Annotated in this window: 22 protein-coding genes; 7 read left to right on the forward strand and 15 right to left on the reverse strand. The window is 73.7% G+C overall.

What is annotated here, in order from left to right:
- Positions 1-3 precede the first annotated feature (3 nt).
- The 7 genes from O7600_RS12970 to O7600_RS13000 all read right to left on the reverse strand — a co-directional run bounded on the left by O7600_RS12970 (position 4) and on the right by O7600_RS13000 (position 6,391).
- Positions 4-813, reverse strand: a complete 810-nt coding sequence (locus O7600_RS12970; RefSeq protein WP_281593819.1) for an alpha/beta hydrolase — start codon at positions 811-813, stop codon at positions 4-6.
- A 67-nt stretch (positions 814-880) separates the two neighbouring features.
- Positions 881-1,213, reverse strand: coding sequence for a hypothetical protein (locus tag O7600_RS12975; RefSeq protein ID WP_281593820.1), 333 nt, complete (start codon positions 1,211-1,213; stop codon positions 881-883).
- Between the two features lie 57 nt (positions 1,214-1,270).
- Positions 1,271-2,347, reverse strand: coding sequence for a hypothetical protein (locus O7600_RS12980; RefSeq protein WP_281593821.1), 1,077 nt, complete (start codon positions 2,345-2,347; stop codon positions 1,271-1,273).
- Positions 2,344-2,838, reverse strand: a complete 495-nt coding sequence (locus O7600_RS12985) for a SigE family RNA polymerase sigma factor (protein WP_281593822.1) — start codon at positions 2,836-2,838, stop codon at positions 2,344-2,346. Before O7600_RS12985 ends, O7600_RS12980 begins: the two co-directional genes overlap by 4 nt.
- Positions 2,839-2,879: 41 nt before the next feature.
- Positions 2,880-4,670, reverse strand: coding sequence for a 3-hydroxybutyryl-CoA dehydrogenase (locus O7600_RS12990; RefSeq protein ID WP_281593823.1), 1,791 nt, complete (start codon positions 4,668-4,670; stop codon positions 2,880-2,882).
- Between the two features lie 123 nt (positions 4,671-4,793).
- Entirely contained in the window at positions 4,794-5,858 is a 1,065-nt protein-coding gene (locus O7600_RS12995; RefSeq protein WP_281593824.1) for an alpha/beta hydrolase, read from the reverse strand.
- 86 nt (positions 5,859-5,944) lie between these two features.
- Positions 5,945-6,391 carry an FHA domain-containing protein gene (locus O7600_RS13000; protein ID WP_281593825.1) on the reverse strand — a complete coding sequence of 149 codons (447 nt, stop codon included), beginning with the start codon at positions 6,389-6,391 and terminating at the stop codon, positions 5,945-5,947.
- Positions 6,392-6,631: 240 nt separating this feature from the next.
- Between O7600_RS13000 and O7600_RS13005 the strand changes: the two genes are divergently transcribed.
- Complete coding sequence (locus O7600_RS13005; protein WP_281593826.1) at positions 6,632-8,134, forward strand: aldehyde dehydrogenase family protein; 1,503 nt, start codon at positions 6,632-6,634, stop codon at positions 8,132-8,134.
- Between the two features lie 3 nt (positions 8,135-8,137).
- On the opposite strand, the gene nucS is transcribed toward O7600_RS13005, so the two are convergent.
- The gene (gene nucS / locus O7600_RS13010) at positions 8,138-8,797 is read right to left on the reverse strand and encodes an endonuclease NucS (protein WP_091577023.1); all 660 of its coding nucleotides are present in this window, start codon (positions 8,795-8,797) and stop codon (positions 8,138-8,140) included.
- A gap of 71 nt (positions 8,798-8,868) precedes the next feature.
- On the opposite strand from nucS, the gene O7600_RS13015 reads away from it, so the two are divergent.
- Entirely contained in the window at positions 8,869-9,486 is a 618-nt protein-coding gene (locus O7600_RS13015; RefSeq protein ID WP_281593827.1) for a DUF4126 domain-containing protein, read from the forward strand.
- Positions 9,487-9,490: 4 nt separating this feature from the next.
- On the opposite strand, the gene O7600_RS13020 is transcribed toward O7600_RS13015, so the two are convergent.
- On the reverse strand, positions 9,491-9,787 hold the full coding sequence (locus O7600_RS13020) for a DUF1540 domain-containing protein (protein ID WP_281593828.1): 297 nt from the start codon (positions 9,785-9,787) through the stop codon (positions 9,491-9,493).
- A gap of 57 nt (positions 9,788-9,844) precedes the next feature.
- Complete coding sequence (locus tag O7600_RS13025; protein WP_281593829.1) at positions 9,845-11,848, reverse strand: protein meaA; 2,004 nt, start codon at positions 11,846-11,848, stop codon at positions 9,845-9,847.
- A 151-nt stretch (positions 11,849-11,999) separates the two neighbouring features.
- Between O7600_RS13025 and O7600_RS13030 the strand changes: the two genes are divergently transcribed.
- The 3 genes from O7600_RS13030 to O7600_RS13040 all read left to right on the forward strand — a co-directional run bounded on the left by O7600_RS13030 (position 12,000) and on the right by O7600_RS13040 (position 14,605).
- Positions 12,000-12,848 (forward strand): ABC transporter ATP-binding protein, encoded by an 849-nt coding sequence (locus O7600_RS13030; RefSeq protein ID WP_281593830.1) that lies wholly within the window; start codon positions 12,000-12,002, stop codon positions 12,846-12,848.
- The gene (locus O7600_RS13035) at positions 12,845-13,690 is read left to right on the forward strand and encodes an ABC transporter permease (RefSeq protein WP_281593831.1); all 846 of its coding nucleotides are present in this window, start codon (positions 12,845-12,847) and stop codon (positions 13,688-13,690) included. Before O7600_RS13030 ends, O7600_RS13035 begins: the two co-directional genes overlap by 4 nt.
- A 105-nt stretch (positions 13,691-13,795) precedes the next feature.
- Positions 13,796-14,605, forward strand: a complete 810-nt coding sequence (locus tag O7600_RS13040) for an alpha/beta hydrolase-fold protein (RefSeq protein ID WP_281593832.1) — start codon at positions 13,796-13,798, stop codon at positions 14,603-14,605.
- Between the two features lie 28 nt (positions 14,606-14,633).
- Here O7600_RS13040 and O7600_RS13045 read toward each other — a convergent pair whose 3' ends face one another.
- Positions 14,634-15,482, reverse strand: coding sequence for a 3-hydroxyacyl-CoA dehydrogenase family protein (locus O7600_RS13045; RefSeq protein WP_174530777.1), 849 nt, complete (start codon positions 15,480-15,482; stop codon positions 14,634-14,636).
- 65 nt (positions 15,483-15,547) lie between these two features.
- Complete coding sequence (gene murA, locus O7600_RS13050; protein WP_281593833.1) at positions 15,548-16,978, reverse strand: UDP-N-acetylglucosamine 1-carboxyvinyltransferase; 1,431 nt, start codon at positions 16,976-16,978, stop codon at positions 15,548-15,550.
- On the opposite strand from murA, the gene O7600_RS13055 reads away from it, so the two are divergent.
- Together O7600_RS13055 and O7600_RS13060 are read left to right on the forward strand one after the other, a co-directional pair.
- Positions 16,977-17,549, forward strand: coding sequence for a cob(I)yrinic acid a,c-diamide adenosyltransferase (locus tag O7600_RS13055; protein ID WP_047893386.1), 573 nt, complete (start codon positions 16,977-16,979; stop codon positions 17,547-17,549). The genes murA and O7600_RS13055 overlap by 2 nt on opposite strands.
- Entirely contained in the window at positions 17,525-17,737 is a 213-nt protein-coding gene (locus tag O7600_RS13060) for a VOC family protein (RefSeq protein WP_281593834.1), read from the forward strand. Before O7600_RS13055 ends, O7600_RS13060 begins: the two co-directional genes overlap by 25 nt.
- Before the next feature lie 46 nt (positions 17,738-17,783).
- Here the strand turns inward: O7600_RS13060 and O7600_RS13065 are convergent, their stop codons facing one another.
- From O7600_RS13065 to O7600_RS13075, 3 genes are all read right to left on the reverse strand, one after another.
- Positions 17,784-18,512, reverse strand: a complete 729-nt coding sequence (locus tag O7600_RS13065; protein WP_281593835.1) for a VTT domain-containing protein — start codon at positions 18,510-18,512, stop codon at positions 17,784-17,786.
- An 81-nt stretch (positions 18,513-18,593) separates the two neighbouring features.
- Positions 18,594-19,286, reverse strand: coding sequence for a response regulator transcription factor (locus tag O7600_RS13070; RefSeq protein ID WP_281593836.1), 693 nt, complete (start codon positions 19,284-19,286; stop codon positions 18,594-18,596).
- Positions 19,283-20,458: a histidine kinase gene (locus tag O7600_RS13075; RefSeq protein ID WP_281593837.1), complete on the reverse strand. Its 1,176-nt coding sequence runs from the start codon at positions 20,456-20,458 to the stop codon at positions 19,283-19,285. The genes O7600_RS13070 and O7600_RS13075 overlap by 4 nt, the downstream gene beginning before the upstream one ends.
- Between the last annotated feature and the right edge of the window lie 47 nt (positions 20,459-20,505).

Consider the following 20,505-nt stretch of genomic DNA (forward strand, 5'->3'; position numbering starts at 1 on the left):
CCGTTACTCCGCGCGCCGCTGGGCCGGGCCGGGGACCGGGGTGTCGGCGAAGGCGGCCACGGTGCGGTCCGCGTACGCGCTGACGTCGCCGGTCTCCATCGGGCCGTCCCAGGTGGTCGGGAGCGGCAGGGACACGTCGGGGGCGACCCGCCGGACGATCTCGTCGAGCGCCTTCTCCGCGTCGCCGACCCAGAGGTGCTTGGCGCCGTCCACGCCGACGACCTGGGCCTGCGGGATCGCGGCGAAGCGCTCCCGGGCCTCCTCCGGGCGCAGGTAGTCGTCGAACTCCGGCACCACCGCGGTGAGCGGCCGGCCGGACTCGGCCCACACCGCGAGGTCCTCCGGTGCGGAGAAGCGCAGCGGCGGGGAGAGCAGGATCGCGCCGGTCACGGCCGGGTCGCAGCCGTACTTGAGCGCCAGGTCGGTGCCGAACGACCAGCCGACCAGCCAGATGTTCGGCAACTCGTGGAACTCGGCGTACTCGATCGCGGCGGCCACGTCGAACCGCTCGCCGACGGCGTTGTCGAACGCCCCCTCGCTGGTGCCGCGGACGCTGCTGGTGCCCCGGGTGTTGAACCGGAGCACGGCCACGTCGGCCAGCGCGGGCAGCCGCCAGGCCGCCTTGCGGAACACGTGGCTGTCCATCATCCCGCCGTGGGTGGGCAGCGGGTGCAGGCAGACCAGGGTGGCGACCGGCTGGCGCTCCAGCGGCCGGGCCAGCTCACCGACCAGCGTGAGGCCGTCGGCGGTGTGCAGCTCGATGTCCTCCCGGCGGCCGGGCAGGATCGACGACGCGCGAATCGGAGTGCTCACGCCTGCCAGTCTCCCGCGCCAGCGGCCCCGCCGCCCGCCGGGGTGGGAACCTGGTGATCCAGATCGCTCAGCCGTAGCGGGGTGCGCCGCGGCCGCGCTGGAGGTTGGGGCCGCGCCGGTCCCGGGCCCGCCAGCAGCCGCCGTGCCAGTGCCGGCGGTCGGTGAGGTCACCCCGGTCGTCGGCCGGCCAGGCCACCAGGTGCGCCACGCCCGGGCGGATCTCCTGGTCGCAGCCGGGACAGCGGTACGTCTTGACGGACGCCCCGCCGCTGATCGCGCGCACCTGCCAGTCGCCGTCGCGCCACTGCTGCACGGTCGGCACGCCGTGGCGCGCGCGCTCGGCGTCCAGGCCGGTGGTCTCGTCCCGACGGGGGCGGTTGCGACGGGGGCTCACGGTCACCAAGCGTACGGGCCGCCGGCCGGACCGGCCCGGGTCGGGCGGCCCGGCCGGCGGAGGTCAGTCCCAGGTCTCCGGATCGGTCAGGTCCGGCGCCACCCGGGTCCCGGCCAACACGCTCGCCGCCTCGGCCTCGGTGAAGTCGACCTGTCCGGCGGGCGGCGGGTTCTGCCACATCCAGCCGAACGTGGCGGTCAGGTGCGCCTTCGGGATGCCGAGCAGTTCGAGCTGGTGCCCCTCGGCGGAGAGGTGGGCGGGACGCCCGTCCACCGTCCGGTTGCCGCTGGTGACGTCCCGTGCGATCTGCGCCCCGTGGACCAGTCGCACGTTCATCGTCGCGGTCGGCGCCCGCACGATCGTGAGCTCGACGGTGAGCCCGCCGGGGAAGCCGTCGGCGTCGACCGCGCAGGTCGCCACCTGGGCGTTCGACGGCACCGCACCCAACCGCAGGGGCGCGTCGCACCGGCGTGCCTCGTTCCAGCGGATGGCCTCCACCGCCTCGGTCAGGGCGCTCCGGTCGCCACCGAGCATGCTCGCCCGGGCGTACAGGCCGGGGGCCGGCTGCCAGGCCCGGACCGCGCCGCCGCCCCCGACCCGGAACTCGCGGACCTTGCCGTCGAACGTCACCGGGATCGCGCCCTCGGCGCCGGGAAGGCCGTTGAGCAGGAGTTCGGACACCGCCCGGCGGTCCGGGCTCACCTCGACCAGCACCGGCCGCCCGCCGCCGACGCGGTACTGGATCGACTCGGTCCGGTTCGCGGTGTAGGCCGCCCAGCCCAGGTAGCGGGCCCGGCGGGTGTCCAGCCCCAGGTGCAGCACCAGTGGGTCGCTGCCGACCAGCTCGGGGCGCTGGGCGGCACCGGGCGCCCCGTCCGCCTTCGGTGGGACCGGCGCTTCGGCCGTCGGTTTCGTCGCCGTCCAGGGCATCCGCCCGGCCAGCCCGCCCACGTCGGTGCGGACCGCGCCGGCGAGGCCGAGCACGCCGACCAGGGCGAGCGCGGTTCCGGCGGTGAGCCGGCGACGCACCTGCCGGCGGCGGCCGAGCGTGCGGGCGTCCCGCAGCAGACGGCCGGTGTCGATCTCCCCCTCGGCACGCTCCCGCAGCGCCGAGGTGATCCGCTGGTCGAGGTCGGTCACAGCCAGCTCCCCTTGGTCGTCGGGACGCCGCAGCGTTCCCGGAGGTGGGCGAGCGCCCGCATCGCGTGGGTGCGGACGGTGACCGGGGAGCAGTCGAGGATCTGGGCGATCGTCGCGTCGTCCAGGTCCTCGTAGTAGCGCAGCACCAGCACGGCGCGCTGGCGGTCGGGCAGGGCGCGGATCAGTCGCCACATCGCGTCCCGGTCGGCCGCCTCGCCGTCGAGGTCGCCCCGCTCGGGCCGCTCGGCGAACGTGTCCACCGCCAGCTCCCGGTTGACCCGCCGGCGCCACCAGGAGTTGTGGGCGTTGACCAGCATCCGGCGCACGTACACGTCGGGCCGGTCGGCGCGGGCGATCCGCCGCCAGTGCACGTACGCGCGGGCCAGCACGTCCTGGGTCAGGTCCTCGGCACGGTGCGCGTCGCCGGTCAGCAGCCGGGCCAGACGCAACAGGGCCGGGCCGCGGCTGCCGGCGTACTCCTCGAAGGTCACACCCTCATGACGCCGTCAACCGCGCCGGTTGTTGACCCGGCTCAGCGCCGGGTGTGGTCGCGGAAGCCCCGGCCGCTCTTGCGGCCCAGGTAGCCGGCGGTGACCAGGTGCTCCAGCAGCGGCGCCGGCGCGAACCCGGGCTCGCGCAGCTCCAGGTACAGCTCCCGCTGGATGGCCAGCGAGACGTCCAGGCCGACCACGTCGAGCAGCTCAAACGGGCCCATCGGGTAGCCGCAGCCCAGCTTCATCGCGTAGTCGATGTCGTCCGCGGTGGAGTAGCTGGCCTCCAGCATCTTCACCGCGTCGTTCAGATACGGGAAGAGCAGCGCGTTGACGATGAAGCCGGAGCGGTCGCCGCAGACCACGCCGGTCTTGCCCAGCTTCGCGCAGACCGCGCGCGCGGTGGCCGACGTCTCGGTCGAGGTGCGAATGGTCTGCACGATCTCCACCAGCGGCATGATCGGCGCCGGGTTGAAGAAGTGCAGGCCGACCACGTCGGCCGGCCGCTGGGTGGCCATCGCCACGTCGATCACCGGCAGCGACGAGGTGGTGGTGGCGAGCACGACGCCCGGCTTGCAGATCTCGTCGAGGCTGGCGAACAGCGCCTTCTTGACGCTCAGCTCCTCGACCACGGCCTCGACCACCAGGTCGACGTCGGCGAGGTGCTCCAGCGTGGCGGACCAGGTGACCCGGCCCAGCGCGGCGTCCCGGTCGGTCTCGCTGAGCTTGCCCCGCACCACGCCCTTGTTGAGCGAGGTCTTGACCGCCTCGCAGACCTTGGCGGACTTCTCCGCGCCGCGGGTCACCGAGATGACCTCGTAGCCCGCCTTCGCGAAGACCTCGATGATGCCGGTGGCCATGGTCCCGGAGCCGACCACGCCGACCTTGGCGACCACCCGGGCGCCGTCGGCGAGCGCGGCGTCGCCGGCCGGCGGCGTGTGCTCGTCGGCGACCACCCTCGGCGAGCCCGGCCGCTCGTAGGTGTAGAAGCCGCGGCCGGACTTCCGACCGAGCAGCCCGGCGGTGACCATCTGCTTGAGCAGCGGGGCCGGGGCGTGCCGGCGGTCCCGGCCGCCGCGCCGGTACATGGTGTCGAGGATCTCGTACGCGGTGTCCAGGCCGATCAGGTCCATCAGCGCCAGCGGGCCCATCGGCAGACCGCAGCCGAGCTTCATGGCGGCGTCGATGTCCTCGCGGGTGGCGTAGCGGGCCTCGAACATGCCGACCGCGTGGTTCAGGTAGCCGAACAGCAGCGCGTTGGCGATGAAGCCGGCCCGGTCGCTGATCGTCACGTCGACCTTGCCGAGCCGCTCACAGAGCGCCTCCACGTCGGCCACCACGTCGGCCGAGGTGACCACCGTGCGAACCACCTCGACCAGCTTCATCACCGGGGCCGGGTTGAAGAAGTGGATGCCGATGACCTGGTTGGGCCGGGTCGTGGCGACGGAGATCTCGGTGACGCTCAGCGACGACGTGTTGGTGGCCAGGATGGCCTCGGGCTTGCACACCCGGTCCAGCTCGGCGAAGATCCGCTGCTTGAGGTCCAGGTGCTCGGGCACCGCCTCGATCACCAGGTCCACGTCGTGCAGCGCGTCCAGCCCGACCCGGAAGTCGACCCGCGCCAGCAGGGCGTCCCGGTCGGCCTCGGCGAGCTTGCCCTTGGCGACGGCCCGGTCGGTGGAGCCGGTCAGCGTCACCCGACCCCGCTCCAGCGCGGCGTCGGAGATCTCCACGGCGGTCACGTCGAGGCCGTTGCGGGCGAACACCTCGACGATGCCGGCACCCATGGTGCCCAGACCCACCACACCCACCCTGGTGAACTCGCGCGCCACGACCGGCCTCCCCTTGGTTGACTCCGCCGTTGTCGACATGAACGGCCGCTAAGGTTATGCGCCGGAGTCTGCCACGTGACGCTGCGTTGTCGAGACGCCGTGGGATATTTCACGCACCGCGTCTCAGGCGGGTGCGGCCACCCCGGCGAGCGCCAGCAGCTCGGCGACGAACTCGGCCGGCCGCTCCAGGTGCGGGCTGTGCCCGCAGCCGGGCAACGCCACCTCCCGGTACGTCCCGCCGGCCGCCGCGTACCGCTCCAGCACCGCCCGGGTCTGCCCGAGCATCGGCTGCGGCGGGCACTGCTCCGCGCCGGGCCAGCCGGGCACCATGCCGAGCTGACCGAGGTAGGCCAGGTCGAACAGCGAGGTGTCCGAGACGATCACGTCGGCCTCGCCGCGTACCCAGGTCACCGGCGGCTTGACCGGCACGGCGACCAGCTCGTCGGCGAGCCGGAAGTGGGCCGGGGCCAGCGTGTTGAGCACGCCGCGCCGCCCGGCGGCGGTCCCCGGCCAGTGGGCCGAGGCGACCGCGGTGCCCGGGTAGTTGTCGTCCCCGGTGGCGGTGGTGAGCATGCTCTCCAGCAGCAGGTCCTCGTCGTCACCGAGCGACGCCGGGTCGGCCACGTACGCGGCCCGCAGCACGTTGCGCGGGCTGGTCGGGCCGTCCGCGCCCCGGTCGCCGGCGGCAAGCCGGGCCACGAAGTCGGGGTTCGCGCCGCCCGCGCCGGTGCCGGCGAAGTCGGGCGTGGTGGGGGTGCCGTCGAGGTCCCGGGTGCCGCCGAAGCCGTACGGGGAGACCGGCGCCTCCAGCAGCAGCCCGGCCACCCGTTCCGGGTGGTCGACCAGCAGCCGCATCGCCACGCCGCCGCCGAGCGAGTGCCCGACCACCACCGGCCGGGCCCCGGGCGCGAACAGCCCGGGCGCGTCCAGCAGGGCGGCCACGTCGTCGGCGAAGTCGCCGAGGCCCCGGGTGGCGTCGACCGGCGCGGTGTCGGTCTCGCCGTAGCCGCGCAGGTCGGGGGCGACCACCCGGAGCGTCTCCGGCAGCCGGGGCAGCAGTGGCTCCCAGAACGCGGAGGAGGAGACGTTGCCGTGCACCAGCAGCACCGGCACGCCGTCCGGCGGGCCGGCCACCCGGACCGCCTGGGTGATGCCGTTGGCCTGGACCGTGTGCCGCGCGCTCCGCATCAGCGCATGCTGGCACACCGTTCGGGCCGGAGCCATGTGGCCGACCGCCACAGTGGGCCGCCCGGCCCTGTCTGGCCCGGGATATTTCAGCGGGCGTCGGCCGGCAGCGCCTCGCGCGACTCGATCGGCTGGCGCGGCGCCGGGACCGGCAGCGGCAGGGTCGGGCGCTGGTCGCGCCGCGGCGCGCCGAAGCTCATTCCGACCGGGTCGGTGCGGGCCACGCCCGGGTCGTAGAGGCGCAGGTCGGTGCGGCCGAGGCGGACCACGTCGCCGTCGGCGAGCGGCACGCTGCCGCTGATCCGCCGGTCGTTGAGCCAGGTGCCGTTGGTCGAGCCGAGGTCGGTGAGCAGCACCCCGTCGGTGGTGGCCTGGACGGTGGCGTGCCGCCGGCTCAGGTGGGGGTCGGCGAGCACGATGTCGGCGCTCGGCGCCCGACCGATCACCTGGATGCCCCGTCCGACCCGGAAACTGAGCCCGCGCATCGCCCCACCGGACACCGTCAGCAGCGGCATCAGCTCCGGATGATCCTCCATGGACCGTCGACCTCCACCCCACATCGCCCCGCGGCGTCAGCCTGCCACCTCACCGTAGTGGCTCCCACCACCGCGCGGTCACCCCCGTGACCCCGGCCGGCCATCTCCCGTTCGCCGTTCGGGCAGTCGGCCGCGGCGCGATCGGGTGGCACCGGCGTCGATGCGACGCGGGTCGGTCCGGGCAGCGTACGGGGTGCACGACACCTACCGGTGAGTAATGTTCGGGTCTAGACTGCGGCCATGACCGCTGTGCATGTCCCCGGAACCCCGCTCATCGAGGCCGGTCGACTGGTGTCGACGAGCCCGGCGACCGGCGCGGAGGCCGGGCGACTCCCGGTGGCGACCGAGGCGGACGTGCGCGCCGCCGTCGACCGGGCCCGCCCGGCGGCCGACTGGTGGGCCGGGCTCGGCTTCGCCGGCCGGCGGGACCGGCTCCAGCGCTGGCGCGGCGTGCTCGCCCGGCGGATCGAGGAGCTGGCCGAGCTGATGCACACCGAGGGCGGCAAGCCGGTCGGCGACGCCGTGGTGGAGATCCTCACCGCGTTGGAGCACATCGACTGGGCGGCCCGCAACGCCCGCCGGGTGCTCGGCCCCCGGCGGGTTCGCTCCCGGCTGATCCTGGCCGAGTTCACCGGTCACCTGGAATACCAGCCCTACGGCGTGGTCGGCGTGATCGGCCCGTGGAACTATCCGGTCTTCACCCCGATCGGCTCCGCCGCGTACGCGCTGGCCGCCGGCAACGCGGTGGTGTTCAAGCCCAGCGAGTACACCCCCGCCGTGGGCCAGTGGCTGGTCGACCGCTTCGCCGAGGTGGTGCCGGAGCAGCAGGTGTTCCAGGCGGTGCACGGGCTCGGCGACGTCGGCGCGGCGCTGTGCCGCTCCGGGGTGGCGAAGCTGGCCTTCACCGGCTCGACCGCCACCGCGAAGAAGGTGATGGCCGCCTGCGCCGAGACGCTCACCCCGGTGCTGCTGGAGGCCGGCGGCAAGGACGCGATGATCGTCGACGCCGACGCCGACCTGGACGCCGCGGCCGAGGCCGCCGTCTGGGGCGGGCTCACCAACGCCGGCCAGACCTGCATCGGCATCGAACGGGTCTACGCGGTCGACCAGGTCTTCGACGCCTTCGTCGACAAGGTGGTGACGAGGGCCGGCCGGCTCACCGTGGGCGCGGACGGCACCGACCTCGGCCCGATCACCATGCCGTCCCAGATCGACGTCATCCGCCGCCACATCGACGACGCGGTCGCCCGGGGCGGCCGTGCGGTGCTCGGTGGCCCGGAGGCGGTCCAACCGCCGTACGTGCACCCGACCGTGCTGGTCGACGTGCCGGAGGACTCGGCGGCCGTCCGCGAGGAGACGTTCGGCCCGACGCTCACCGTCAACCGGGTCCGCGACGTCGACGAGGCCGTGGAGCGCGCCAACGCCCTCCCGTACGGCCTCGGGGGTTCGGTCTTCGGCCGGGCGCGGGCGGTGGCCGTGGCGCGGCGGCTGCGCTCCGGGATGGCCTCGGTCAACTCGGCGCTGACCTTCGCCGGCATGTCCACGCTTCCGTTCGGCGGCACCGGCGAGTCCGGCTTCGGCCGGATCCACGGCGAGGACGGGCTGCGCGAGTTCGGCCGCCCCAAGGCGGTCACCCGCCGCCGGGCCCGCTCGCTGCTGCCGGCCATGACGTTCGAGCGCACCCCGGCTGACGTCGCCCGCCTGGTCAAGGTCGCCAAGCTGATGTACGGCCGGGGGCGCTGAGCCTCAGAACAGCGTCAGCTCGTCGCGCTCGATGCCGCGCAGCTTGTCGTAGTCGACCACCACGCACCGGATGCCCCGGTCGGTGGCGAGCACCCGGGCCTGCGGCTTGATCTCCTGCGCGGCGAACACGCCGGTCACCGGCGCGAGCAGCGGGTCGCGGTTCATCAGCTCCAGGTAGCGGGTGAGCTGCTCCACCCCGTCGATCTCGCCGCGCCGCTTCACCTCGACCGCCACCGCGCGGGCGTTCGCGTCCCGGCAGAGCAGGTCGACCGGGCCGATCGCGGTCATGTACTCCCGGCGGACCAGGGTGAAGCCCTCCCCCAGCGTCTCCGGGTTGGCGGCGAGCAGTTCCTGCAGGTGCGCCTCGACGCCGTCCTTGCGCAGGCCCGGGTCGACCCCCAGCTCGTACGAGGTGTCCTGGAAGATCTCCTCCAGGGTGATCCGCAGCTCCTCGCCGGCCTTGTTGACCACCCGCCACACGCCGGGCGCCTCCTCCAGGCGACACGGCGGGCTCATCCAGTTCAACGGCTTGTACGCCCGGTCGTCCGCGTGGATCGACACCGAGCCGTCCGCCTTCACCATGAGCAACCGGGTGGCCGGCGGCAGGTGGGCCGAGAGCCGTCCGACATAGTCCACCGAGCACTTCGCAATGACCAACCGCACCCGACGAGGGTAGCGGAGCCCCCGGCCGCCGCCGACGAGCGCCACTGGCGCACCGGTGCCATATTGAGATCGTGCTCGAAGTCCTCACCGGTTCCGGACTCGCCGCCTCGGCGGGTCTGAACGCCTACATCCCGCTGATGCTGATGGGCCTGCTGGCCCGCTACACCGACCTGATCGAGCTGCCCGGCGGTTGGCAGTGGCTCGGCAACGGCTGGGTGCTGGCGATCCTCGCCGTGCTGCTCGCGGTCGAGGTGGTGGCCGACAAGGTGCCGGTGGTCGACCACGTCAACGACATGGTGCAGACGGTGGTCCGGCCGACCGCGGGCGGCCTGGCCTTCGGCGCCGGTTCCGGCTCGGAGACGGTCACGGTCAGCGACCCGGACACGTTCTTCTCCACCCACCAGTGGGTGCCGGTGGTGGTCGGCGTGCTGATCGCGCTCGGGGTGCACCTGCTCAAGGCCGCCGCCCGGCCGGTGGTCAACGCGACCACGGCCGGCTTCGGCGCGCCGGTGGCGAGCACCGCCGAGGACGCGACGAGCGTCGTCATGTCCGTGGTGGCGATCCTGCTGCCGGTGCTGGTGCTGGTGTTCGCGGTCGCCCTGGTGGTGTTCGCGGTCTGGCTGGTCCGCCGCCGCCGGCACCGACACCGGGAACGCGCCGCCGCCCGCGCGGCCGGCTTCCGCGTCTGACCGCTCAGCGGCTCCGGTAGGTCATGCAGTCGGCCATGTCCATGTCCGGGCCCACCGTGATGGCCGGGGCGTGGCACTCCAGGTCGGAGTTGTGCTGGCAGTCGGAGCGTGAGCAGGCGCCGACCTGGGCGACCAACTGGTCGATGCCGCCGCGCACCGGCATCTCCACGAAGGTGTGGCAGTGGGCGTGGTCGCTGCTGCCGATCGTGATGGCGAACGCGTGGCAGTCGTTCGTGTGGTTGTAGGCGCAGGACCGGACGGCGCACTCCTGGACCCGGGGCATCTCCATCGACGCGGTCATCATTCCCGCCCTTCCGTGGGTGTCTTGCCCCAATTTTAGGCTTTTGCGCCTTCCGCGTCAGCTCAACCCGTTGGCCTCGCGGATGACGGTGACCAGCTGGTCGATGATGCCGGTGAGCGCGAAGTCCTTCGGCGTGAACACGCGGGCCACGCCGGCGGCCCGCAGCGCGTCGGCGTCACCGGCCGGGATGATGCCGCCCACCACCACCGGCAGGTCGCCCCGCCCGGCCGCGCGCAGCCCGTCCAGCACGGCCGGCACGGCCGCCAGGTGCGAGCCGGAGAGCACGGAGAGACCGACCAGGTCGACGTCCTCCTCCACGGCGGCGGCCACGATCTGCCCGGCGGTCAGCCGGATGCCCTGGTAGACCACCTCGAAGCCGGCGTCGCGGGCGCGTACCGCGATCTGCTCGGCGCCGTTGGAGTGCCCGTCCAGCCCCGGCTTGCCGACCAGCAGCCGCAGCCGGCCGCTGCCCAGCTCCCGGGCCGTGGCGGCGACCCGCTCACGGACCGACGCGAGCCCGGCGTCGCCGCCGACCCCGGCCGCGCCGGAAAGCCCGGTCGGCGCCCGGTACTCGCCGAAGACCTGCCGCAGCGCGCCCGCCCACTCGCCGGTGGTCACCCCGGCCCGCACGCACGCCAGCGTCGCGTCCATCAGGTTCGTGGTGGTCGCGGCGTCCGCCCGCAGCCGCTCGAGCGCGGCGTCCACGGCCGCCGCGTCCCGGCCGGCCCGCCACTCGCGTACGCCGGTCGCGGCGGCCGCCTCCACCGCCGGGTCGACCTGCTCGACCGCCTCGGCCCCGGCCGCGGTCAGCGGGGACGGCTCGGTCTCGGTGAACCGGTTGACGCCGACCACCACGTCCGCGCCGGACTCCATCCGCCGACGCCGGTCGGCCAGCGAGGCGACCAGCGCGCTCTTCAGGTAGCCGGACTCCACGGCGGTCACCACGCCGCCCATCTCCAGCACCTTCTCCAACTCGACCCGCGCGCCGGTCACGATGTCGTCGACCAGCGCGGTCATCACGTGCGAGCCCTCGAACAGGTCCGGATACTCCAGCAGGTCCGACTCGTACGCCAGCACCTGCTGCATGCGCAGCGACCACTGCTGGTCCCAGGGGCGGGGCAGGCCGAGCGCCTCGTTCCAGGCGGGCAGCTGCACCGCCCGGGCCCGGGCGTCCCGGGAGAAGGTGACGCCGAGCATCTCCAGCACGATCCGCTGGATGTTGTTCTCCGGCTGCGCCTCGGTCAGGCCCAGCGAGTTGACCTGCACGCCGTAGCGGAACCGGCGCTGCTTCGGGTTCTCCACGCCGTAACGGTCGCGGGTGATCTCGTCCCAGAGCGCGCCGAACGCGCGCATCTTGGCGATCTCCTCGACGAAGCGCACCCCGGCATTGACGAAGAACGAGATCCGCTGGACCACGTCGCCCATCCGCTCGGCCGGCACCTGGCCGGAGTCGCGCACGGTGTCCAGCACGGCGACGGCGGTGGCGAGCGCGAAGCCGACCTCCTGCACCGGCGTGGCGCCGGCCTCCTGGAGGTGGTACGAGCAGATGTTGACCGGGTTCCACCGCGGCATCTCCCGCAGCGTGTACGCGATCACGTCGGCGGTCAGCCGCAGCGAGGCGGCCGGCGGGAAGATGTACGTGCCCCGGGACAGGTACTCCTTGATGATGTCGTTCTGCGTGGTGCCGGCGCAGCGGCTCAGCTCCGCGCCCTGCTCGGCGGCGACCGTGCCGTAGAGGCCGAGCAGCCACATGGCCGGCGCGTTGATCGTCATCGAGGTGTTCATCTCGGCGATCGGGATGCCCTCGAAGAGCGCCCGCATGTCGCCGAGGTGCGCGACCGGCACGCCGACCCGGCCCACCTCGCCGGTGGCCAGCTCGTGGTCCGGGTCGTATCCGGTCTGGGTCGGCAGGTCGAACGCGACCGACAGCCCGGTCTGCCCCTTCGCCAGGTTGCGGCGGAAGAGCGCGTTGGTGGCCGCGGCGGAGGAGTGCCCGGCGTACGTGCGCATCACCCACGGGCGGTCCCGCTCCGGCAGGCGTCCCGGCGTCGCGTCATCCATGGCCGGAGTTTAAGTTACCGTTCAGTAAAACGGGCTGTGGAAAACCACACAGGTCCATGGAGCGGACCGACGGGCACGGACGGCGACAGATGGGCGACACCACCACACCCCGGCCCGCGGCCGGGCACGCGGCAGTCGCACACTGGACGTCATGGAAGACGAGCTCGCGATCTCCGTACGGGGACTGCGCAAGACGTACGGCGACAACGTCGCGGTGGCCGGGGTGGACCTGGACGTCCACCGGGGCGAGGTGTTCGCCCTGCTCGGCCCGAACGGCGCGGGCAAGACCACCACGGTGGAGATCCTGGAGGGCTACCGGCACCGCGACGCCGGCGAGGTGCGGGTGCTCGGCGTCGACCCGGCCTCCCCCGACGCCGACTGGCGCTCCCGGGTGGGCATCGTGCTCCAGGGCACCGGCGAGTTCGACGAGCTGACCGTCGGCGAGGTGGTCCGGCACTTCTCCGGCTTCTACCCCGACGCCGACGACCCGGACAAGGTGGTCGAGCGGGTGGGGCTGGGCGCCAAGGCGAAGGCGCGTACGCACACGCTCTCCGGCGGACAGAAGCGCCGCCTCGACGTGGCGCTGGGCATCATCGGCCGGCCCGAGCTGCTCTTCCTCGACGAGCCGACCACCGGTTTCGACCCGGAGGCCCGGCGCGAGTTCTGGGAGCTGATCCGGGACCTCTCCGCCGCCGGCACCACCATCGTGCTCACCACCCACTACCTGGACGAGGCCGAGGCCCTCGCCGACCGGGTCGGTGTGATCGCCGCCGGGCGGGTGATCGAGGTCGCGCCGCCGAACGCGCTGGGCAACCGGCAGGAGTCGCTGGCGACCGTCTCCTGGCGTACCCCGGAGGGAACGCCGGGCTCGGCGGAGACCCCGACGCCGACGGCGCTGGTGGCCGAACTGGCCGCGCGCTTCGGCGGCGAGGTGCCCGGCCTGACCGTGACCCGGCCGACCCTGGAAGACGTCTACCTGCGGATGATCGGACACTCATGACCACCACGACGAAGCCGGCGGCCCCGGTCGCCGCGGCACCGGCCCGGCGGCTCGGCGCGGGCGCGCTGGCGCTACGCCAGGGCCGGCTGGAGATCACCCAGTTCCTGCGCAGCCGGGAGTCCGTCGTGTTCACGATGGGCTTCCCGATCATCATGATCCTGATCTTCGCGGCGATCTTCAGCGACGAGATCGCCCCGGGCGTCAGCTACACGCAGTACTTCATCACCGGCATGATCGCGACCGGGCTGATGACGGTGAGCTTCCAGAACCTCGGCATCTGGATCCCGATCGAGCGGGACCGGGGCGTGCTCAAGCGCTACCGGGGCACGCCGATGCCGAAGTGGGTCTGGTTCGCCGGCAAGGTGATCATGGTGGTGGTCATCGGCATCGCCGAGACCGCGCTCCTGCTCGCCGTCTCGGTCGCGCTGTTCGACCTGGACCTGCCGCAGACCGCCGCCAAGTGGCTCACCTTCGGTTGGGTCGCCGTCCTCGGTGTCACCGCCTGCACGCTCTGCGGCATCGCCATCTCGTCGCTGGCCCGCACCGCCCGCAGCGGCTCCGCGGTGGTCACCCCGGTCGCGCTGGTCCTCCAGTTCATCTCCGGCGTGTTCTTCGTCTTCACCAGCCTGCCCACCTGGATGCAGCAGGTCGCCGCGATCTTCCCGCTCAAGTGGATGTGCCAGGGGCTGCGCTCGGTCTTCCTGCCGGACAGCTTCGGCGGCCAGGAGCCGGGCGGGTCGTTCGAGCTGGGCAAGGTGGCGCTGGTGCTGGCAGCCTGGTGCGTGATCGGGCTGGTGCTCTGCCTGACCACCTTCCGGTGGACCAGCCGCCGCGACGGCTGAGGTGTAAGGAAGGGCCCCCTCTTAACGCCTGCGGTAGAGGAAGGGCCCCTTCTTAACCACGCACACGACCGCACGCGTCTCGCCCGAGGTGGCACACTCGCCGGCATGGCACGCACGCTGAGCCGGCGCACTTTGCTGACCGCCGGTGCCGGGATCGCCGGGGTCGGCCTGGTCGGTGGCCTGGCCGCCCGGCAGCTCTCCGCTCCCCGGCCCGGCCCGGCACCCGACGTGCCGGACGCCCCGGCCGGGGACGAGCGGCTGATCCGGATCGCCTCCGGCGCCCGCGGGCGCGAGGTCGACTTCTGGACCGCCGTGCCCGAGGGGTACGGCGACGGCCGCGGCCTGCCCGTCTGCCTGGTCCTGCACGGCGCCTCGGCCACCCCGCGCGACTACGGCCGGTTCGGGCTGGCCCGCTTCCTCACCGACGCGGTGCGGCGCGGCGCCCCGCCGTTCGCGCTCGCCGGCGCGACCGGCGGCCGGCTCTCCTGGCGTCCCGCCGGCGACGACGACCCGCGACGGATGGTGCGCGAGGAGGTGCCGGCCTGGTGCGCCCGGCGCGGCTTCGACATCAGCCGGACGGCCGTCTGGGGCTGGTCGATGGGAGGCTTCGGGGCGCTGCTGCTGGCCGAGACGTACCCGGGCTGGCTGAGGATGGCGGCGGCCTTCTCCCCGGCGGTGCGCCCCGGCGACGCGGTCTTCACCGGCGTCGACAAGCTGCGCGGCACCCCGGTCGGGCTCTGGTGCGGCCGGCAGGACAACTTCCTCAAGGACGTCCGCGCGCTGGCCCGGGTGCTGCCCGAGCGCCCGGCACGGGCGGCCTGGGCCGACGGGCGGCACAACTTCGGCTACTGGGGCACCGTCATCCCGGACGCGTTCGCGCTGCTCGGCGCCGCGCTCACCCCGCCCCGGACGTGAGTCGTCCAGGGCGGGGCGGTCGACACGCTCAGTACGAGTAGAAGCCCTGGCCGGTCTTGCGGCCCAGGTCGCCGGCGGTGGCCATGCGCTGGAGCAGCTCCGGCGGGAAGAACTTCTCGTCCGCGGTGTCGGTGTAGATGTTGCGGGTGGCGTTGAGCAGCACGTCCACGCCGGTCAGGTCGACGGTGGCCAGCGGGCCCATGGCGTGCCCGAAGCCCAGCTTGCAGGCGGTGTCCAGGTCCTCGGCGGAGATCACGCCGGACTCGACCAGCTTGACCGCCTCCATCGCCAGCGCGCAGATCAGCCGGGTGGTGACGAAACCGGCGATGTCCCGGTTGACCACCACGACCGTCTTGCCGATCTCCTCGGCGAACGACCGGGCGGTGTCCATGGTCGCGTCGCTGGTCTTGTAGCCGCGGACCAGCTCGCAGAGCTTCATCATCGGCACCGGCGAGAAGAAGTGGGTGCCCACCACCGACTCCGGTCGCTCGGTGGCGGTGGCGATCTGGGTGACCGGGATGGCCGAGGTGTTGGTGGCCAGCACCGCGTCCGCCTTGCAGATCTTGTCCAGCGCGCGGAACACCTCGTGCTTGATCTCGATCTTCTCGAACACCGCCTCGACCACGATGTCCGCGTCGGCCGCCGCCTCCAGCTCGGTGGTCGGCGTGATCCGGCCCAGCGTCGCCTCGACGTCGGACGCCTCGATCTTGCCCTTCTCGGCGAACTTCGTCAGCGACTTCCGGATGCCGTCGACGCCCCGCTTCGTGGCCGCGTCGTCCACGTCGCGCAGCGTCACCTGCCAGCCCGCCTGCGCCGCCACCTGGGCGATGCCCGAGCCCATCAGCCCGGCACCGACGACCGCGAGTCGACCCGCCATCTGCTTCTCCCTCGCCGTGTTCTGGAATGTCCTCCAGAACCCTACTTAACGAGGGATAAGGGCCGTCAGATGGCCAGGTCGGGTTCCTCCGGCGCGGTGCCGCGCTCCACCTCGACGCCGAGCGCCCGCAGGTCCGCCACGAAGTCCGGGTAGCCCCGGTCGACGTGGTGCACGTGCGAGACCTCGGTGAGGCCGTCGGCGCAGAGCCCGGCGATGATCAGGCCGGCGCCGGCCCGGATGTCGGTGGCGCGCACCGGTGCGCCGGAGAGCCGCTCCCGGCCGCAGACCAGGGCGTGGTGACCGTCGGTCCGGATCTCCGCGCCCAACCGCATCATCTCGTTGGCGAACATGAACCGGCCGTCGAAGATGTTCTCGGTGATCAGCGAGCCGCCGTCGCTGACCGCCGCCAACCCGATCGCCATCGGCAGCAGGTCGGTGGCGAAACCCGGATACGGCAGCGTGACCACGTCGACCGCCCTCGGACGGTCGTCCATCCGTACCCGGAAGCCGTCGCCCCGGGTCTCCACCAGGCCGCCGGCCGAGACCAGCTTGTCCAGCGCGACCTCCAGGTAGGCCGGGTCCAGGCCGGTCACGGTGACGTCCCCCCGGGTCATCGCGGCCGCGAACGCCCAGGTGCCGGCGACGATCCGGTCCCCCACCGTGGCGTGCCGGACCGGGCGCAGGTCGGGTACGCCGACGATGTGCAGCGTCGAGCTGCCGGCGCCGGAGATCCGCGCGCCCATCCGGTTGAGCATGGTGCAGATGTCGACGATCTCCGGCTCCCGGGCCGCGTTGTCGATCGTCGTGCCGCCCCGGGCCAGCACCGCCGCCATCACCAGGTTCTCGGTGGCGCCCACGCTCGGGAAGTCCAGCACGATGTCCGCGCCGTGCAGGCCGTCCGGGGCCTCGGCGATGACGAAGCCGTGCTCGCCGGAGATCTCCGCGCCCATCCGGGCCAGGCCGGCGATGTGCATGTCCAGGCCGCGCGAGCCGATGGCGTCGCCGCCGGGGTGGGCCACCCGGACGTAGCCCCGGCGGGCGAGCAGCGGGCCGAGCACGCAGATCGACGCGCGCAGCCGGCGGACCAGGTCGTAGTCGGCCTCCGCGCCGGGTCGCTCCGGCACGTCGATGACGACCGAGCGGGACCGTTCCACCCCGCCGCGAGCCACCATCGGGTCGACCGGGTCGTCCGGCCCGAAGCGTACGCCGCAGCCGAGCCGGCGCAGCACCTCGCCCATGATCGCGATGTCGGTGATCCGGGGCACGTTGGTGATCACGCTGCGGCCGGGCGCGAGCAGCGCGGCGGCCATCAGCTTCAACGCCGAGTTCTTCGCGCCCACCACGTGCACGGTGCCGGCCAGCCGGGCGTCCCCCCGTACCCGGATGACGTCGACGTCGCTGATCGCCGGGTCGCCGGCGTCACCCGGCCCCACCGCGGTCGGCCGGTCCGGCCGCACCGGGATCGTCAGGTCCGGTATCCGTAGGCTGTGCGTCATGGCCGTCCACCTCACGCGCATCTACACCAAGGCCGGCGACGCCGGCATGACCAGGCTGAGCAACAACGAGCAGGTGCCGAAGACCGATCCGCGGATCGCCGCGTACGCCGACGTGGACGAGTGCAACGCCTCGATCGGCGTCGCGCTCGCCCTGGGGCAGCTCCCGGACGAGCTGCGGGCGGTGCTGGAGTCCGTGCAGAACGACATGTTCGACGTCGGCGCGGACCTGGCCACGCCGGTCGAGCCGGACCCGAAGTACCCGCCGCTGCGGGTCACCGAGGAGTACGTCGAGCGCCTCGAAGGCTGGTGCGACGAGTACAACGCGCGCTTGAGCAAGCTCGACTCCTTCATCCTCCCCGGCGGCACCGCGGGCGCGGCACTGCTGCACGTGGCACGGACGACCGCCCGGCGCGCCGAGCGTGCGGCATGGGCGCTGGTCGCACACGACCCCGATCGGACCAGCCCCCTCCCGGCAAAGTATCTCAACCGGCTCTCCGATCTGCTCTTTATCCTGTCAAGAACGGCAAATCCGGACGGAGACGTGCTATGGGTGCCGGGCGGGAAGCGCTGACCGTCGGCGGCCTGCACCACGTGGAGGTCTGGGTACCCGACCTGGAGGCGGCCAGTCGTTCGTGGGGCTGGCTTCTCGGCGAGCTGCTCCCGGAGCGGCACCCGCACGCGGGCGGCCCGGACAGCTACGCCGCCTACCTGACCGACGGCCAGGGCTACGAGGTCGAGCTGGTCGCCGGAACGGACTGAGCCGAGGGCCGCGCGGTCGACACCCGACCCGCGCCCCCGCCCGGCCTCAGCACCGGTCGATCGCGCCCCGGCGGACGGGCGCGGTCCGACCGGCCCCCGGCCGCCGCGAGCCCGGCCGGCGGCGGGTCGGGCCGCGCCGGCCACGGACCGGCCCGGAGCAGGCGCGATGCACGGTGCGCCGTCGGCGTACCCGCAGGCGCCGCAGCCCCACCGCGACCGCGACCACCGCGACCACCGTCACCCCGGCGGCGGCCGGCACACCGGCCGGCAGGCCGCCCGCCGCCCAACCGACGAGCACCGTGCCGGGCACCCAGACGACCACCGCCAGGCCGTCGGCGAGCACGAACCGGCGGTACGGAAGGCCGGCGGCCCCCGCCACCCGGGGCACCAGCGTCCGGACGAACGCGGTCCAGCGGCCGAGCAGCACGGCGCTCCCACCCTTGGCGGCGACCAGCGCCTCGGCGCGCCGCCACCGCTCCTCCCCCACCCGACGGCCCAGCGGTCCGCGCCGCAGCCTCGGGCCGAGCAGCCGCCCCTCCAGATAGCCGAGCTGGTCCCCGGCGAACGCGGCGGCGGTGGTCACCGCCAGCGCGACGCCCAGGTCGACGCGACCGGCGCGGGCCAGCAACCCCACCGTCAGCATGGTGGTCGCGGCCGGCAGCACCACACCGGCAAGCAGCCCCACCTCGCCGGCGAGCACCGCCGCCGCGACCAGCAGCAGGAGGCCCGGCGGCAGCGCGTCGAGCCGGTCCACCAGGGAATCCAGGAAGGTCATGCCTACCAGCGTCGCGCCCGGGCCGGGCGACGACGTCCTGCCCACGGCCGGGCCGGGTCCTCCGGGTGGCCGGTCGTCGCCCTAGGGTGCACCCGGATCCGGCACCGGGTTGAAGCCGTCGTCGACCAGGCCGAGCCGGTGCGCCACCACCGCGGCCTGGACCCGGTTGCGCAGCTCCAGCTTCTCCATCGCGGCCGAGACGTGGGTCTTCACCGTGGTCACCCCGAGGTGCAGCCGCGCCCCGATCTCGGCGTTGGACAGCCCCGCGCCGACCAGCGCCAGCACCTCCCGCTCCCGGGGCGTGAGCAGGCCGAGCCCGGCGGCGGCCGGGTCCGGGGCGCGGTCGCGGTCGTGCGCGGCGAGCGCCCGGCGCAGCACCCGGGCCAACACCGGCGCGGCGAGCAGCGGCTCACCGGAGGCCGCCCGCCGCACCGCGTCGACCAGATCCTCGGGGGCGCCGTCCTTCACCAGATAGCCCTGCGCGCCCGCGCCGAGCGCACCGTAGACGTTCGCGTCGTCGGCGAACGTGGTCAGCACCAGCACCCGGGCCGCCGGCTGCTGCCGCAGGATCCGCCGGGTCGCCTCGATGCCGTCGAGCCGGGGCATCCGCAGGTCCATCAGGATGACGTCCGGCCGCAGCCGCTCGGCGAGCCGGACCGCCTCGTGCCCGTCCCCCGCCTCGCCGACCACCTCGAAGCCGCCGGCCGTCCGCAGCACCAGGCCCACGCCGGCGCGGACGAGGGCCTGGTCGTCGACCACCAGCACTCTGATCATTCGTTCTCCCTGATCGGCAGTCGGACCCGGAGCCGCCAGCCGCCGCCGTCGGTGCCGCCCGCGACGAGCGTCCCACCGAGCAGGCCGACCCGCTCGCGCATGCCGCGCAGGCCGTGGCCCGACACGGGCAGGCGGGTACGCGGGCGCGCCGGGCCGCTGTCCAGCACCTCCAGGAGGAGCGCCCCGTCGGTCACCCTGACGTCGACCGAGACGACCGCGCCCGGCCCGGCGTGCTTCAGGCTGTTGGTCAACGCCTCCTGCACGACCCGGGCCGCGGTCGTCCCGACCACCAACGGCACCCGGTGCAGCACCTCCGGCATCCGCACCTGCACCGCCAGGCCGGCCTCGCGTACCCGCCGGGCCGCGTCGCGGATCACCTGGACCGGCTCGACCTGCGACTCCGCCGGTTCCACCGCGTCCGGGTCGCGGAGCACCTCCAGCAGTTCCCGCAACTCGTCCAGCACCTGCCCGGCGGTGTCGCGCAACTCGCCGAGCGCCGTCACCGCCTCCTCCGGCCGGCCGGTGTGCTGCACGGCGTACCGCGCCGACCCGGCCCGCAGCGCGATCGCCGCGACGTGGTGGGCGACGATGTCGTGCAGGTCGCGGGCGATGGCCGTCCGCTCGGTCAGCCGGACCATCCGCGCCTCGGTCGTCCGCCGCTCCTCGGCCTCCCGGGCCCGCTCCTCGGCCGCCTCCGCCGCCTGCCGTACCCCGCGCAGATAGCGGCCGAACGCCACCGGCGCGGCGGCGAACCCGGCCAGCATCAGCACCCGGAGCACGCCGACACCACCACGGAGCACCTCCGCGTTCCCCGGGTCGATCACGTTGACCAGCGTCACCGCCAGGAAGAGCCCGTACGCGACGGCGGTGCCCGGCCATCCCGAGCGGTACGCGACGTAGCCCAACGCCACCGAGGCGGCGAACTGGGCGGTGTCCGCACCGGTCACCGTCACCGTGTCGGCGACGACCAGCAGCGCCGACGTGGCGAGCAGCACCGGCCACGGCCAGCGGCGTACCCCGATGAGGAGGAGCCCGGCGAGCACCGCGAAGACGCCGGCCCACGCGTCGCGCGGGATGCCGGGTATCACGATCCGGGTACTGATCAGACCCAGGGCGGCCGTGCCGAGCCCGAGCAGCAGCTCGGGCCACCCGGTCCACCGCCCGCCTCTCATGCGGCCACGATACGGAGCGGGAAGGGCAGGTCGGCCCTTCCACCGGC

It is taken from the genome of Micromonospora sp. WMMA1998 (assembly GCF_027497375.1).
Lineage (GTDB): Bacteria > Actinomycetota > Actinomycetes > Mycobacteriales > Micromonosporaceae > Micromonospora > Micromonospora sediminicola.

What these genes read in the sequence shown, in the direction of transcription:
- O7600_RS13070 (WP_281593836.1), bottom strand. Translation starts at nt 19,286, where the DNA reads ATGATCAGAGTGCTGGTGGTCGACGACCAGGCCCTCGTCCGCGCCGGC.
- O7600_RS13030 (WP_281593830.1), top strand. Translation starts at nt 12,000, where the DNA reads ATGGAAGACGAGCTCGCGATCTCCGTACGGGGACTGCGCAAGACGTAC.
- O7600_RS13000 (WP_281593825.1), bottom strand. Translation starts at nt 6,391, where the DNA reads ATGGAGGATCATCCGGAGCTGATGCCGCTGCTGACGGTGTCCGGTGGG.
- murA (WP_281593833.1), bottom strand. Translation starts at nt 16,978, where the DNA reads ATGACGCACAGCCTACGGATACCGGACCTGACGATCCCGGTGCGGCCG.
- O7600_RS13020 (WP_281593828.1), bottom strand. Translation starts at nt 9,787, where the DNA reads ATGACCGCGTCGATGGAGATGCCCCGGGTCCAGGAGTGCGCCGTCCGG.
- O7600_RS13035 (WP_281593831.1), top strand. Translation starts at nt 12,845, where the DNA reads ATGACCACCACGACGAAGCCGGCGGCCCCGGTCGCCGCGGCACCGGCC.
- O7600_RS13075 (WP_281593837.1), bottom strand. Translation starts at nt 20,458, where the DNA reads ATGAGAGGCGGGCGGTGGACCGGGTGGCCCGAGCTGCTGCTCGGGCTC.
- O7600_RS13025 (WP_281593829.1), bottom strand. Translation starts at nt 11,848, where the DNA reads ATGGATGACGCGACGCCGGGACGCCTGCCGGAGCGGGACCGCCCGTGG.
- O7600_RS13045 (WP_174530777.1), bottom strand. Translation starts at nt 15,482, where the DNA reads ATGGCGGGTCGACTCGCGGTCGTCGGTGCCGGGCTGATGGGCTCGGGC.
- O7600_RS12995 (WP_281593824.1), bottom strand. Translation starts at nt 5,858, where the DNA reads ATGCGGAGCGCGCGGCACACGGTCCAGGCCAACGGCATCACCCAGGCG.
- O7600_RS13055 (WP_047893386.1), top strand. Translation starts at nt 16,977, where the DNA reads ATGGCCGTCCACCTCACGCGCATCTACACCAAGGCCGGCGACGCCGGC.
- O7600_RS13060 (WP_281593834.1), top strand. Translation starts at nt 17,525, where the DNA reads ATGGGTGCCGGGCGGGAAGCGCTGACCGTCGGCGGCCTGCACCACGTG.
- O7600_RS13040 (WP_281593832.1), top strand. Translation starts at nt 13,796, where the DNA reads ATGGCACGCACGCTGAGCCGGCGCACTTTGCTGACCGCCGGTGCCGGG.
- O7600_RS13005 (WP_281593826.1), top strand. Translation starts at nt 6,632, where the DNA reads ATGACCGCTGTGCATGTCCCCGGAACCCCGCTCATCGAGGCCGGTCGA.
- O7600_RS13065 (WP_281593835.1), bottom strand. Translation starts at nt 18,512, where the DNA reads ATGACCTTCCTGGATTCCCTGGTGGACCGGCTCGACGCGCTGCCGCCG.